General features: G+C 46.7%; 13 protein-coding genes. All 13 read right to left on the bottom strand.

Translation table 11 applies throughout. The features are described from left to right. Positions 1-14 precede the first annotated feature (14 nt). The 13 genes from QUW60_RS05530 to QUW60_RS05470 all read right to left on the bottom strand — a co-directional run bounded on the left by QUW60_RS05530 (position 15) and on the right by QUW60_RS05470 (position 14,495). Positions 15-203, bottom strand: coding sequence for a single-stranded DNA-binding protein (locus QUW60_RS05530; protein WP_289559024.1), 189 nt, complete (start codon positions 201-203; stop codon positions 15-17). A gap of 424 nt (positions 204-627) precedes the next feature. Beyond that, positions 628-2,979, bottom strand: coding sequence for a GumC family protein (locus QUW60_RS05525; RefSeq protein ID WP_289559023.1), 2,352 nt, complete (start codon positions 2,977-2,979; stop codon positions 628-630). A 17-nt stretch (positions 2,980-2,996) separates the two neighbouring features. Continuing rightward, positions 2,997-3,788 (bottom strand): polysaccharide biosynthesis/export family protein, encoded by a 792-nt coding sequence (locus QUW60_RS05520; protein WP_289559021.1) that lies wholly within the window; start codon positions 3,786-3,788, stop codon positions 2,997-2,999. Between the two features lie 17 nt (positions 3,789-3,805). Beyond that, on the bottom strand, positions 3,806-4,726 hold the full coding sequence (locus tag QUW60_RS05515; RefSeq protein ID WP_289559019.1) for a phosphoenolpyruvate carboxykinase: 921 nt from the start codon (positions 4,724-4,726) through the stop codon (positions 3,806-3,808). A gap of 46 nt (positions 4,727-4,772) precedes the next feature. Then, on the bottom strand, positions 4,773-5,864 hold the full coding sequence (locus tag QUW60_RS05510) for a nucleotidyltransferase family protein (RefSeq protein WP_289559017.1): 1,092 nt from the start codon (positions 5,862-5,864) through the stop codon (positions 4,773-4,775). Between the two features lie 13 nt (positions 5,865-5,877). Continuing rightward, the gene (locus QUW60_RS05505) at positions 5,878-6,147 is read right to left on the bottom strand and encodes a PqqD family protein (protein ID WP_289559015.1); all 270 of its coding nucleotides are present in this window, start codon (positions 6,145-6,147) and stop codon (positions 5,878-5,880) included. A gap of 10 nt (positions 6,148-6,157) precedes the next feature. Next, positions 6,158-6,751: a sugar transferase gene (locus tag QUW60_RS05500; RefSeq protein WP_289559147.1), complete on the bottom strand. Its 594-nt coding sequence runs from the start codon at positions 6,749-6,751 to the stop codon at positions 6,158-6,160. 70 nt (positions 6,752-6,821) lie between these two features. Continuing rightward, positions 6,822-7,946: a glycosyltransferase family 4 protein gene (locus QUW60_RS05495; RefSeq protein WP_289559013.1), complete on the bottom strand. Its 1,125-nt coding sequence runs from the start codon at positions 7,944-7,946 to the stop codon at positions 6,822-6,824. Positions 7,947-8,215: 269 nt separating this feature from the next. Further along, positions 8,216-9,451 carry a glycosyltransferase gene (locus QUW60_RS05490; RefSeq protein ID WP_289559011.1) on the bottom strand — a complete coding sequence of 412 codons (1,236 nt, stop codon included), beginning with the start codon at positions 9,449-9,451 and terminating at the stop codon, positions 8,216-8,218. Next, positions 9,448-10,587: a glycosyltransferase family 4 protein gene (locus tag QUW60_RS05485; RefSeq protein ID WP_289559009.1), complete on the bottom strand. Its 1,140-nt coding sequence runs from the start codon at positions 10,585-10,587 to the stop codon at positions 9,448-9,450. The genes QUW60_RS05490 and QUW60_RS05485 overlap by 4 nt, the downstream gene beginning before the upstream one ends. 74 nt (positions 10,588-10,661) lie before the next feature. Beyond that, positions 10,662-12,224 (bottom strand): ATP-binding protein, encoded by a 1,563-nt coding sequence (locus QUW60_RS05480; protein WP_289559007.1) that lies wholly within the window; start codon positions 12,222-12,224, stop codon positions 10,662-10,664. Between the two features lie 106 nt (positions 12,225-12,330). Continuing rightward, positions 12,331-13,197: an alpha-1,2-fucosyltransferase gene (locus tag QUW60_RS05475; protein ID WP_289559004.1), complete on the bottom strand. Its 867-nt coding sequence runs from the start codon at positions 13,195-13,197 to the stop codon at positions 12,331-12,333. Next, on the bottom strand, positions 13,194-14,495 hold the full coding sequence (locus QUW60_RS05470) for a hypothetical protein (RefSeq protein ID WP_289559002.1): 1,302 nt from the start codon (positions 14,493-14,495) through the stop codon (positions 13,194-13,196). The genes QUW60_RS05475 and QUW60_RS05470 overlap by 4 nt, the downstream gene beginning before the upstream one ends. Between the last annotated feature and the right edge of the window lies 1 nt (position 14,496).

The raw sequence follows: 14,496 nt of genomic DNA, 5'->3' as shown, positions 1-14,496 counted from the left end.
ATCATTTAAGTTAATTACCATGCACTGTCATTGTCCCAGCCAATATTTGTGTAGTCACCGGTGTTACCGACTTCGTGTCCTTTGATGGATACGCCATCATCCTGTCCGTTTTCTGGATCGAAGACGGAGGCACTACTCATAAACCCCTGCTCCAGTTCCACCTCCGTTTTCTCGGTGAGTGGAGCAATGTACTCTTTCTTCATAGTTTTCCTTTCTTTTTTAGTTTATTGGTTTGAATTTGAATCTCTTGAATGCGCTGGAGGCAGCCGCCGGCCGCCAGGCCAGCAATGTTTTTCATTTGCTTTTTCCGTTCATTCGCTGTTCCCTTTTAATTTTTTTAATTACGTGAGTTCTGTATAATGTTGATTTGTTCCCCTAAATGGAATAATAGCGGTAAAGTATCAAATGTTGTGGTGCTTGAAACAACATTTTAACGATCCCGCTACATCCTTAGCGGCTAAAGTTACGTATATTTATGATATGACGGATAATTTTTGCGAAGAATTTGCTCTTCGGGTGGTAAAAAATGCCAAAAAAGACAAATTTCGCGCTCTGATACCCTAGAAAATGCAGGTTTTGTGGGCAAAAGAAGTCCATGCCGGATTATGCAATTGTACCGGCGGAGCGTCATTTCTTTTTCTTCGAATGTCCGTAGCCGTATCCATGTCCGTAACCGTAACCATATCCGTAGCCGTATCCGTATCCCCGGCGTTTCGGATCCACTCCGTTGAGAACGAGCGCCATGTTGCGCAGCTTCTTTCCTTCGTAGAGGTCTTCGATGTCAGGGAGCTGGCGGCGGTCCAGACGTCCGGCGCGCGCCACAAACACGGTGAGGTCCGCTATACGGTTGGCGATGCTGGCATCGGCGATGATGCCCACAGGCACGTTGTCGGCAATGATATAGTCGTAACGTTTGCGCAGTTCGGCAATCAGTTCGTCCAGTCGGCTGTCCATCAGCAGTTCGGCCGGGTTGGGAGCCGAGGGTCCGGACGGAATGACATCGAAGTATTCGTGCTTCTGGATGATGTCATCTACGGTGACCGAAGAGTCGGACAAGTAGTTTGTAACGCCGTTTTGACGGCTTCCGAAGCGGTGGCTCAGCGTACCCTTTCGGATGTCGAGGTCTACCATGACAATCCGTTTCTTTGTATAAGAAAGGCTGGTGGCAAGGTTCTGCGAGATGAAGGTCTTTCCGGCACCTTCGCTGAACGACGTAAATGTGATCACCTGTATGGGCTTGTCTTTGTGCGACATGAACGAGATGTTGGTGCGCAGGATGCGGAAGGCTTCAGACACCATGCCGTCTTCGTCCGCTATGCCTGCAGTTCTTCCATTCTGGTGTTCTTTCGATTTTTCCTTGTCGAAAGGAATCTCTCCGAGGAACGGCACGTTCAGCGCTTTTTCCACCTCCTTGCGGCTGCGTACACGTGTGTCCATGAAGAGTACCAGCAGGCATCCCACAGCCGGAAGGGCGATTCCGATAAGTATTCCGAGCAGCAGAATGCGGTTCCGCTGGGGTGAGATGGGCGAATCGCTTCCTTCCGCTCCGTCGATTACCCGGGCATTGTTGTCCGCCATTGCCTGCGAGAGCGCGTTTTCCTCACGTTTGTTCAGCAGATACAGGTAAAGCGCTTCCTTGATCTTCTGCTGGCGTTCGATCGACAGCATCTGGCGTTCTTTGGTCGGGATTGCCGTTACGCGGTCCTGTGCCCTCATTTCCCGGTTCTGCGCATCGTTCCGCTTTACGTTCAGGCTGACAATCATGTTGTCAACGGCGCGTATGATATTCTGTTTCATGGCCCTGAGCGTGTTGTTCAGCTCTTTCACAACCGGATTGTTCTCGCTGCTGTCATCTATCAGCCGGTCACGCTTCAGTTTGGCCGTGTTGTACAGATTGATCTGGTTTTCGATATTCATGTCGCTGATACCGGTGTTCGACGGAATCAGGTCGGTTTCCTTGGTCGGGTCTGTCAGGTATTCCTTGATGAAGTTTGCCAGTCTGAGCTGCGTTTCCAGTTCCAGTGCGTCGGTGTTGTACTTCTGCGATTCAGACATGTACATGCCTGCCGACGAAGCGATATCGATAATCTGGTTTCTCTGCTTGAACGATTCCAGATCCGATTCTACGCTTCCCAGTTCGCTTTCGATGATGATGAGGCGTTCGTTGATGAAGTTGGCCGTATTCACCGCCACCTGGTTCTTGTCTTTCACCGCCTCTTCGTTATACACGTTGATAAGCGTGTTCAGCATGTCTTCCGCGCGTGCCGGCGAACTGTCTTTCAGCGAGAGGGTAAGGATGGAGGATTCTTCTTCTTCCTGACGGATTCCGATCGCCCCCTTGTAATAGTTTACCATAGACTCCATCGGACGCTTTACGATGCGGATCGAAGCGTCTTTCCATGAATCGGTATAGAAGTTGGTGGATGTGGCCACGATGCGCATGCCTTCGGCCAGCTCCGTCGTGTCGTTCAGGCTGATGGTATAGTTCGGTTTGGCGCTGATGCCTGTAAAGTCCGAAAGCTCCACTGTCTTGTTGTCCTTCAGCGTCAGCGTAAAGGCGAAATGCTGTTCGGGCAAAGCATCCGGGAAATTGACCAGTACGGGCGACTGTGTATACAGCTCGTTGGTGCGCAGTCCGTCTTCCTTCAGGTAGCTGATATCGGCGTGTATCCGCTTTACCACTTCGCGCACCAGTTTCTTGGAACGGAACTGAAGAATTTCGTTCGCTACGTTTACTTTGTTGATGATGTTGTCGAAGCGGTCCAGTCCCGTAGTGGAAGTCTTGTTGGACGGATCTTTGATGATAACGGTTGCCGACCGGAAATAGACCAGCGGCGCACTGGCGTAGCAGTACCATGCTATGCCTCCGCATACCAGTATCGAAATGAGGAACCATTTCCACTTGGATGCGAAATAAACGAGCAGATCCATTACATTGATGCTCTGGTCGTTCTTGTTTGTCGGAGTATTAGTCTGCATAGTTTTTTATAGAATGGTTATTTGATAGCCCACAAAATTGAACATACAACGGTTGCGATGGACAGCAGGGTTGTTCCGATCTGCCAGCCGCGGTCTTCGTTGTCTTTCTTGCGGTATCTGGGTTCTACATATACGATGTCGTTCTGCTGCAGGTAGAAGCAGGGCGAGTCGAACACGTCTGTGCTGCGCAGGTCGAGCATGTGCATTTCGCGTTCGCCGTTCACTTCCCGGATGACGGCTACCCGGTCTACCTTCGCTTTCGCACTCAGGTCACCCGCTTTGGCTATGGCTTCCAGAATCGTTATCCGGTCACCGTTTGTGGTGAAGGTGCCGTTATTTGCAACAGCTCCCAGCATGGTGTACTTGAAGTTGAGGAACTCGATCGAGATGAGCGGGTCGTTCATGTAGTTTCCCTCCTCGATCCGCTTCTTGATCAGTTCTTTCACCTGGCTTACAGTCAAGCCCTCTACGTACAACTTGCCGAGAATGGGAAAGTCGATGTTTCCTGACGCGTCCACGCGGTATCCGTTCTCGTTTGTTCGGGTTGAGTTGTCTGCCGTTACATTTCCGTCGGCTCCGACCTTGAAGTTTCCTCCCGAGACGTTGAACGGAATGGCAAGTTCCGGATTTTTGTTGCTTACCGTGATGTTCAGCCGGTCGTCTTTGTGGATAACAGCTTCATAGCTGGTTTCTACGGGGTATTTTTCCCCCAGCTGCATATCCTGCAGGTAGACGAAATTCTTTCGTGAAGCACAGGATGTCAGCAACAGTACGGCAATCAGACTTGCCCATAAAAATTGTTTGTTCATTGTTGTGTGTTATAAATTTAATGGATTATACTTATTTCATTTGGAGTTGACAAGCGATTCAGATTCTGAAAGCACAGAAGCGCCGCTTCTTTGTCGGGCCTGCACTCCAGCGCACCGACGGTTGTCATTCCGGACAGCCGTGCCAGTGTGTCGTACAGGCAGTTGCGCAGGCGGACATCCTGCGATATCACTGAGCATCCCGGATAAAGGATGGCAAATGCTTTTGTTCCTTCCTTCAGAATGAAACGGTTTTCGGGTGCCTGGACCAGCCGTACCATCCCTTCTATGGGATAGGAGGCGTTTTTATAGCAGGGCGTCTTTCCGCTCCAGGGTGTGCCGTAGGCATACGCTCTGTCGTTCACGATGCGGACGGTAGGATTGTCATCGTTCAACAGTTCAGCACCCGGTATGCAGGCGGTCCATAGACTGGCATGGGTGCTTTTGCCTGTTCCGCTTTTTCCCATGAAAAGGTAAGCCTTGTTTTCGTGTGAAACCGTTGCGGCATGAATGGATACAGCCTCATGGGGCAGTATGGCTTGTGCATAAGCGATGCGGATCATGGAAGACAGTATGTTTCCCACGTATTTGTCGCTCCACAGAACAGAAGCTCTGACGGACGAAAAGTCTGGGGATGCCTGTAGCCGATGGGTATAGCCGTTGTTTGAAACATCAACGCGATAGCCTGTGCTTGAAGCGTATAAGCTCAGATGCCCCATGTCATTATCGGTTTCCTCCAGCAGCTTGTCCGAACTTTCTTCCTGCGAAATGCCGTCTGGCAGTGCCGAAAAGTTGAAAAGAATCTGTCCGTCCGTATTTTCTGTTTCCCGGAAAGGCTGGAAAGAAGGAAGCAGCTTTTCGATGTCTGATGCTTCAGGCAACTGTACCGAGAACAGAAAGTCTGCTATGCGGAAATAATATGTAGTGCAATTGATAGGCATAAAAATACTTAATCGGAAAATTTAAACTCTAATCTCTCTGCCTCCTTTACCTGAACTGTCCTTTTATCAGGCTGGTGAAAATCCAGAAGGCTTCTGCCGGCGCATAGCGGAAAGCAAAGCCTACGTTGCGTCCGAACGAGCGTGCTGTTTCCCATTTGCGTGCTTTGTTTCCCGTGTTGCTGTATAGCGGATTATGCTGTCCGAAGTTCCCCCCCCTCCATACAATGTCGGAAAGAGGCTGCGCTGTAGATGCGATTTCGGGATATGGAAGACATTCGGCAGGCAGTCCGAGGCAGTCTGTCAGAAAAGCATGCAGCAGCGGATTCCATTGTCCGAGCCCCAGTTTCCGGCATACTGCTTTCATTTCTTCCCGGTTGATTTCCCCATGCAGTTTGTAGCAGGCACGTGCCATGTCGCAAAACTGGCGCAGGCCGATGCCTCGTCCCAGCGCATGTTTCAGGATGTGCAGGTTCAGCAATAGCAGGTTGAGGAAAGGGGAGGGAAGCCGGTAAGGTGCCGATCCTGTTTCTTGAAATCCTTTCTGACGTATCAGCAGGCCGATGGCATGCTGCTGGAATGGATTGTACAGATCAAACAGCCGTTGGTGATGTTCCACGTTCACTCCTTGCCACACATAGAATGCACTGCCGTCGGGTTCTTCCTTTATCTGTATGCGCATTTGCCTTATATGTTGCAGTGCGGCCTCCCTGTCGTGTGCGCTTTGAAAATAAAGGTCGATGTCGCCGCATTCCCTGAGCAGCGGATTTTCGTAAAGCCGGGCTATGCCTTGTCCTTTCAGGAGGATCGGATTCAGTCCTTTTTCATGGAAGGAGGAGCAGAGAGTCTGCAATGCAGCGTTCATTTTTTTGTTTCTCCGTTCGATGGCATCCGTTTCGGCGGTCCATTGCAGCAGCAATGTTTGGGGAGGAAGCAGGTTGTCCGGCAAGCAGCGCAGTCCCTGGAATGTCAGTCCGGTGACCGTCTGCTGTCCGGCCATCCTGAATACATGCTTCCACTCCGTTGCCGAAAGAGGAAAAAGATTCAGGTTGTTCGGGCTGCATTCCCATAATCCGGCCTTCAGAAGCGCAAGCAACGCTGTCCGTTCCCTCTCTGTGTTTTCTGTTTCCCTGGATGTCATAGTTTCAGAGATGTCAGCATATCAGACCGTAAGATTTCCATTCGGCCAGTTGCCTTTCCACGTCGTGCAGAGCTGTATCTTTGTTTGTTTCATATATTTCACACAGGTAGTCAGCCAGTCCCTCAGGGGTCGAATTGCCTTCCTCTATCTGTGTCCATAGCTGTGCAGCCGTCTGATTCAGGCTATATACGCTGCTCATGTTTACATTTCCGTCGCATGCGTCCGCAATCATGTACTGGCTGCCTATTTTTCTCAGTTTCAGTCCGGGTTTTGTCTTTACCATATTTCTTGTTTTAGAATTTTTTTCCTGTAAGAATGGAACTTACCGTAAGGAAGATAATCTTGCAGTCAAGCCACAGTGACCTTTCCCTCATATATTTCAGGTCCATTCTGAGCCGTTCCAGCATTTTCTCCATCGTATCGGTATAGCCGTTGTAGAGCGTGGCCGGGGAAAAAACCCCGGGGCGAAGCTGGTACAGCAGTTCGTAGTTCGGATTTATCGCCGTAATTTTGTCGACAAAGAACTTGCGTTCCGGGCGCGGCCCCACAAAACTCATTTCCCCTTTGAGTATGTTCCACAGTTGAGGCAGTTCGTCCAGATGATGCTCACGCAGGAAACCTCCTATCTTGGTGAGCCGTTTGTCGTTCTTCTGGCATAAAGCCGGTTTGCCGTCTGATTCAGACTGTACGGTCATGGAGCGGAATTTGTAAAGCGTGAACGGCTTTCCCCCGTAGCCGATACGCTCCTGCTTGAATATGGCCGGACCTCCATCCTCCCATTTGATCAGACAATAAATAGCCAGGTATGCAGGTGAGAACACCACCATACCCAACAAACTCCCCAAAAAGTCGAAGACACGTTTTGTCCTACATGCAGCAACCGACATGCTTCTGTAATTGTAACTTCTTTCTGCCGTTACATTTGCTTCCAGTGTCTTTGCGATTGCATCTGTACTTTCATTTTTCATAACAATATATATTTAAGCATTTACTTATCATCTTTTCCTTGGTGAATAGCTCCCGGTATCTGCTTGCCGCACCTTCTGAATACCTTTTATATGCAGCTTCGTCTTCCGTTACGGCTTTGATGGCTTCGGCCAGCCTGTGCGCATCTTCCGGATTGACATTCAGTCCGGATATGCCGTGCGCATTAACCCACGCCACTCCTGAATGCGGAATGTTTGTGGCGATAACCGGTTTTCCGCACGACATGGCTTCGATCTGCACGATGCCGAAAGCTTCTGTCTTTTGTATGCTGCTGAGACAGAACACATCACATGCTCCATAGTATCCTGAAAGCTCTTCATCGCTGATACGTCCTGCCAGAAATACTTTCTCCGACAGGTTCTGTTCTTCGATTTCTTTCTGCAGGTCATCTTTCAGCGGTCCTGTTCCCCCTATCAGGATCACATAGCTTTCATCCAAGTATTTGGCTGCATTGATCAGGTATCTGTAGCCTTTGTAAGGGACCAAACGCCCAAGCGAGAACACGATTTTTTTTCCCCTGTATCTTTCTCTGATTTCTTCTGTTTTTTTCAAGTCCTGTTTTACGGGTGCTATTCCGATCGGGAGGCAGACCGTTTTTTCCTGTACTTTCTGCAGAAAAGGTGATTCGGCCAGATATACAGGCGATGTGCCTATAATCAGGTCAGCACGTCTGATCAGCCATTGTTGCAGCGGCTTGTACAGTTTCAGCAGAAACTGCTGCTTCAATATGTCGCTATGCCAGTGCAGGATGACTCTCCCCTTGTAGCCGGACAGAAACAAGGCCAGGCAGGCCATCGGATCGGGATGATGCACATGGATGATGTCATATTGCCGCTGCATCTTCCGCAGCATAAAGACCATAGCCGGCGAAATCATGGTTGCGGCGGCTTTCATCCATGTATGGCAGCATATTATCCGTGCATGTTCGTTTATTGGAATGATCTTGTTTCCCCCTTGTATGGCAGCGCACATCATGTCACAGTCAGTGTGCTGTTCAGACAGTCCGACAGTTAAGTCATATGCCACCTTTTCTATTCCTCCGCGTATCGGATAAAATTTGCCGAGTTGCAGTATTTTCAACGGTTTATTTTTCATAGAAGTTTTTCATTTGTTTGTTGTTCCCGGCAGCGTCTGACTGTATGCCTCCGCTTTAGAAACTGTTTTGAATTTATCGTGTGCTGATTTGGGATGAGTTTTTGAGGCATTTCCGTTTGTGTGATGAGGAAGATAGCGGGCTATCTGACGAAGAACAGAAGCGGAAAAGACCAAAAAATAGCCCAAAGCACACACGAAAACGAATACATCAAGCCAAGAAAAACTTTTTGGAGAAATTCAAAACAGTTTCTTAGATCCGTTGCAGCATGTCAGTGACGCTCCGTCAGTTCGTCATAAAGCCGGATATAGTCCGTATAGCGGTCTTCTTTGTTGAAATGCTCCAAGGCGTATTTGCGGCATAGCTGCTGATAGTGCAGCTTTCCGGCTTTCCGGATGGTGCGGGCAGCGTCAAGCAGCCCTTTTATGTCGCCCTGCGTCACGATGTAGCCGGTGCTTTCCGTTACGGCTTCAATACTGCCTCCCGTCCGGTATGTCACAACAGGCGTGCCGCATGAGATGGACTCCATATTGACGGTAGGGTAGTTGTCCTGCCATGTCGGATTGATAAACGCATCTGCAGCCGAGTACAGTTCGGCCAGTTCGTTTATATTTTCGGTCCGGGCTATGCCGACAATGTTTCCGGGCAGTTTTTTCATTTCCTCCGGCTTGATTCCTACCAGTACGATCACCTCATCTTCTTCCAGCGCATGCGCCATCTTGATGAAATCATCCAGTCCTTTCTCTTTGCTCCAGATGCTGGCAACGCCAAGCAGGACATGCTTGTTTCCCAGTTTGTATTTTGTCCTGACGTTTTGTGTATCTCGCATGTTGAAAACGTCCGTGTTGATACCGTTGTGAATGACCCTGTATTCATACCCGTTCAAGAAAGATTTCTGCATTTCTCCCCTTATCCATTTTGACACAGGTACAATAATCAGTTTGTCCTTCGGCATGGACGTGAAGGCTCTTTTTTTGTCTTCGTAGTTTTTCCGGCTTCTGTCGAAAAACAGGCTGGACGGAAATTCTTTCTTTTGCGGGCAATGTTCACATCCGGTTTGCCATTTGTTGCATCCGACGTAAGAATAATAATAACAATGTCCGGTGTACAGCCAGCAGTCATGTATAGTCCATATGACCGGAATCCCGCATCTGGACAAATAGTCGAACAGTATCTTGTAGTTCAGAAAATAGCCGTGGATGTTGTGAATGTGTATGATATCCGGGCGTATTTCGTTTATCTGGTGTGTCAGTGCCCGTGTGGCCGCCGATGAAGCCAGTCCATGCCGGTCGAACAGGCGTGTTTCCACTCCATGCCAGAGGGTGTCGCACTTGCATCCCACAGGAACACGATGCGACTGGCATTCACGCAGTCCGTCCCGTCCTTTGCTGTAGGCAATATAGCTTTCCCAGCCGTGATGCATCGCCAGTTCTCCGATTTCCTGCATGATGCGTCCTGTGGAAGTAGAAACCCGCAGCACGGGATTTATTTGCAAAAGTTTTTTCATTGCTTGTTTAAAGAATTGAACAGATGAATCCATTTGTTCATTACAGCTTCTTCAGAGTAGGTGCGTACAACTTTCTTTGCCTGCTCCGACATCTTTTTGCGAAGCGTTTCATCTTTCATCAGCTTCATCATGGCGTCCGCTAACTTTTTTATGTCGCCGTTTTGAACCAAAATGCCGTTTGCGTTGTTATCTATAATGTCTTTCGGTCCGCATTTGAAGTCGAAGGATACTACAGGCAGCCCGCATGCCATTGCTTCAATCATTACCATGGGAAAGCCTTCATAATTGGAACTCATGACCAGCATGGAGCTTTTCGTGTATTCCTGAACAATGTTTTTGGTGGGGGCATTCAGTTTGACCGAATGCTGGAGGCTAAAGTTGTCTATCATTCCCTGAAGCATATCTTTCCATTCTCCCTGGCCGAAGATATCCAGTTTCCAGTCGGGGAACTTTCCATTTTCCATAATGATGCGCCATGCTTTAATCAGACGGTCGAATCCTTTCTGATAATCCAACCTTCCTACGGCGATGACCCGATGGGGCATTACGTCTGATGTATTGTCGGTCTGTAACAACGCCGCATTGGGAATCACTTCTATATTCGGAAGATTTCCCCAATATCCTTTGTCTTCCTGGCTCAGCACAACGAACTTGTCAAATTTCCGGACAATGCGTTCATCCTGTTTCGTCCGCCATTTGTCTATTGTTCCCAATATTCCTTTCCGGCCATATTGCAAACGGAAATATTTGCAGTAATGCAGTTCGAGCACTTTCTTGCTGCCGTCTTTGATATCCGGAATGAAAGAAGATTCAGAAGGATAGAGCGATACCACGATATCCGCCTGTTCCCGTTTCAGCAGTTCGGACAGCAGTTTTTTATGCTTTCTCTTTTTCTTCAGGTAGCCCAGAATCTTTTCTGCCGGACTTTTTACGTTGTCGTCCGAGTAGTTTATTCCGAGGTCTGTTGTTTTTACTCCCTCAGGCAGCGGATAGAATGCAGGCCTGCTTTTCTGGTCTGTCGTCACTATGGAAACGTCCCAATGAAGCCTGTTTACGAGGTAAGTAACCTTGTTAACAAGTACCCGTTCCATTCCTCCGGGATTGCAGAGGGAGTGTGTGCAATAAATGATTTTCATCGTTTTTAGCTTAAAATATGCTCCGCTGAGCATTATTCCATAATAAGAGCAAAAACTTTCTTGTCTTTCGGCTTTCAGGCCGTTTCTATTTTCCAGTCTTCGATTGTGCCTTTTTTGCTGTCAAAGTTTATGCCTACCTTTACAACCGGCAGTTTGCATAAGGCAAACCGGTCGGAATAGTTTTTCAAATTAATTTGCTCCATGGCCTTGTCTGCACTCCTGTCAAGCTTCAGCTCGATGAGGTAAAGCTTGCTCCGTGTCTTCAGCACCATGTCTACACGTCCATGAGGTGTACGCACTTCTACATCTACCTCATAGCTCAACATGCTGAATATGATGTACATCAGCTGCTGATAGTGTCCCTCATAGTCCGTGTTGTCACAGTAGGGAACCGTTCCCAGGAACGTTTGCAGCAGACGCAAGGCATCGTCCATCCGTCCTTCGCTGATTGCGAGCGACATTTTGGCTACCGTCACGTTGCAGGTCCGCACCTGCCGGTTCACATAATTCGGGAGCAGGCTTCTCATCAGTCCTACCCGCACTTCTTTATTGGGAATGTCCAGCAGATATATTTCCATTTGCGGATCGCCTTTTTTAATAGTGATATATCCGCTTTGATAAAGCAGCGGGACGATGCTTTCCATCTGTTCCGTCGGAGCATCAAAGTCGGCAGCCATAGCTTCTATGCCGCCTATTTCGGAAGGCAATACATTGTACTTGCGCAACATTTCAATCAGATAAGTCGGAGTGCCGCTGCCGAACCAGTATGAATTTAATCTGCCGTCGCTGAAGGCATTCAGCAAACTGTACGGATTATATACATCCGGTGAAGGCCATGTAAAGTGATAGCCGTCGTAATTTTCTTTCAAGGCATCAAGAACTTCGTCGTGAGTCACTTGCAGTTTATCAGCAAGTTCATCCATCCCTTCTTTCATATGCCTTTTTATCTCTTCTTCCGTAATGCCGCAAATATCCGCATATTCCCTTTCCATGCTAATATTCTTGATGTTGTTCAGTTCGCTGAAAATGCTCAGTTGCGAGAATTTGGTTATTCCGGTCAAGAAGACATAGCGCAGATAGGGATCGCAGGCTTTCAGCGGGCTATAGAAGTTGCGCATCACGTTGCGCAGCACGGGCAGATCCTTTTCTTCATGCACCACATCCAGGAGAGGCGCATCGTATTCGTCTATCAGCACAACCACCTGCTTTCCCGTCTGATGGTAGATGTCCATAATCAGATTGGTAAATCTCACATTTGTATCTTCTACATCACGGGTTTTTATTCCCAGACGCAGTTCGTTGTTTTGCAGCATGTTGTGCAGGTAGCGGTTCAGGGCATCCTTGTCCATGTGTTTTCCCAGACTCATGTCAAAATGCAGAACCGGATATTGTTCCCATTCTATTTCCATGTTCGCGATGGCAAGTCCTTCAAACAACTCCTTTCTTCCCTCAAAGTAAGCATGGAGCGTACTGGCAAGCAGTGACTTCCCGAAACGGCGCGGACGGCTTAAAAACATATACTTCGCGTCAGCATGCGTCATGCGATAAACATATTCCGTCTTGTCGACATACAGATAATCACCTTTTCTGATTTCAGAGAAAGTCTGTATTCCTATCGGGTATCTCTTTCTTGCCATACTCCTAATGAATGTTTTGTTGGATAATCAGTCAGACAAAGATACAAACTTTTTTGACTAATCAGGCATATATAGCTGTGGAACAATCCGCTTTTTGTTTTTATTGTTATAGTGTAATCCATCCTTTACACCGGATCTGTCGAGAAGAATATTCCTTGCAACTGTTCGGGTTGAACCATATTTCTGGACAGATAACAATTGGGCTTTGATTTCTATTCAAAAAAGCTCCCCACCAGCTGTATGTGCTGTTTGAAAGAATATTATGTTGGCAAAGACTCATCAGTTGCATATCAAAATGGCTGCCATATCCTGCAACTGGGTTTTCTTGCACAAGTGTATATTCAAAATCTCTGAAATTTTCTTTTACCCATTCTGGGTTGTCTGTAAAAACATAGAATCGGGGATCTTTTATTTTTTCTTCTATCAATTTTATTGCTTTTTGATAATACGCTATAGGGCAAGTTTGTTGATACCAGATTCTTGACATATAATCTTTTCCTTTTCGCACGTGGATGGCAACCGACCGGCACGATTGTATTTCTTTCATCAAATCAAGATTATGACGGTCTATAAACGGTTGGAACATGAATGCTTTAAGCACTTCATCACGAACCGTTTCCACCATTTCAGCATTTTGAAATACTCCCATCATATAGACAGAGTGGCTAGTTTTATCAGGGAGAGGTGCTTCAAAGGCAGAAAGAGTCTTCACGTTGCAGCTAAATGAAAAATAACGCCGGCGAATCTTAGAAATCATATCGCTTCCTCCACCTGTTTTGAATACTTCCCATACAGAAGCCTGTTGTATGGGTGCATTAGGAAATATAGAGTTCCATGCTACATTTTCATGCTCCAGTTTGGCTGTCTTGTAAAAGTCAACCTTTGCATCATATCCCATTTTTTTCAGATATAAATAGTAGCTATACTGAAACATGCGGTTTGCGAGGCCACAAGCTATGTTGACAATAATCATACTTCTTTACTGGTTTCATTATTCATTTCACATCGTATGTCCTGAGTATTTAGACATAAGAATGGGGCAAACACTAGAAATAAGTCAGTGGACACTTTTACCCATACACATAAATTCATTGTTAAAAGAACAAAAAATAAAAGTTTATGGTCTTTTATTCTTGCCATGCATTCTTTGCATACTGCTACAAAAAATAGGATGAATACTGAAAGTCCCGTTAAACCGAAATAAAATATAAAACGAGAATATCCTGCGTCTGTATTCATGTAGAAACCATAATCAGAAGGTCCTGTGTAATATGGGTCATTTAGTCCGCTTGCCATGTATCCATCACCGAAAATCCAGGTCCATAAATTGTCTGGGAAAATCATACCTTCAGATAACATATTGGTGGAGGAAGTTTCAAACTTACCATATTCGAAATAGTTGAAGAAACCTTCGAATCCAAAACGCAACAGTTTTTGGGCTTCCGGACTCACTTGATATAATCCGACGCACAGCAATATTCCACAACCGATGACTAAAATAGTCAAAGGGAGAAAAGACCCGAAAGAAACGGAACGATAATTAGGGCTTTTTACAATTGACCAGGCTAGATAAGCTAAAGCCAAGGCACCACCGACAGAAGCTGTGCGCCCGATCATATTTCCAATTACCAGAATGTATATAAAAACTCCCAGTAACGCAACAAAATTCCAACGGGATTGTCGTTTCATCGCCAAAAGTATCAGATATGCCACTAGAATAAGAATAGCTCCCAAGCGTCCACCACCTACATCCAATGCGCAACCGATACCATAAAGTCTTCCTTTTACTCCAACCCCCATATATTTTTCTCCTGTGATGCTTGCATCGACCAAATTTTTTATGAAAGGGAAATGGTTGATTAGCAGGGCCAATGTACATTGTAGTAAAGCAACTCCTACGAGATAGCAGGCTATGATTTCTACCGTTACTTTTCCATGTGTCAATCTCATCAGACTTACGCAGAAATAAGCAGCAAAAAGCCATACAGCCATAGAAACGATATAACCTAAATAAGAATTATCTGGCGTGCCGTTCAATGTCATTGAAAGAAAGCTGCAGAAAGAAACTCCTAATGCCCATGAAGAAATTTTAGCCAGACTTTTATTAAATGGTTGGGTATATCCATTGATGCAGTCAAAAGAAAAAGCTATTAATCCCAACACCGCTAAAAACATTTTTGTGTTTACCGACGGCAGGAAAGAAAAGAAAAAAGGGAAAAGGAAAAGACTTGTCAGTATGATTACTACTGAAACCTGTAATGCTTTTATCATC

Origin of the sequence: Bacteroides gallinaceum (assembly GCF_030373775.1) — a bacterium.
Lineage (GTDB): Bacteria > Bacteroidota > Bacteroidia > Bacteroidales > Bacteroidaceae > Phocaeicola > Phocaeicola excrementipullorum.
This window is presented reverse-complemented; position numbering and strand designations above follow the sequence as displayed.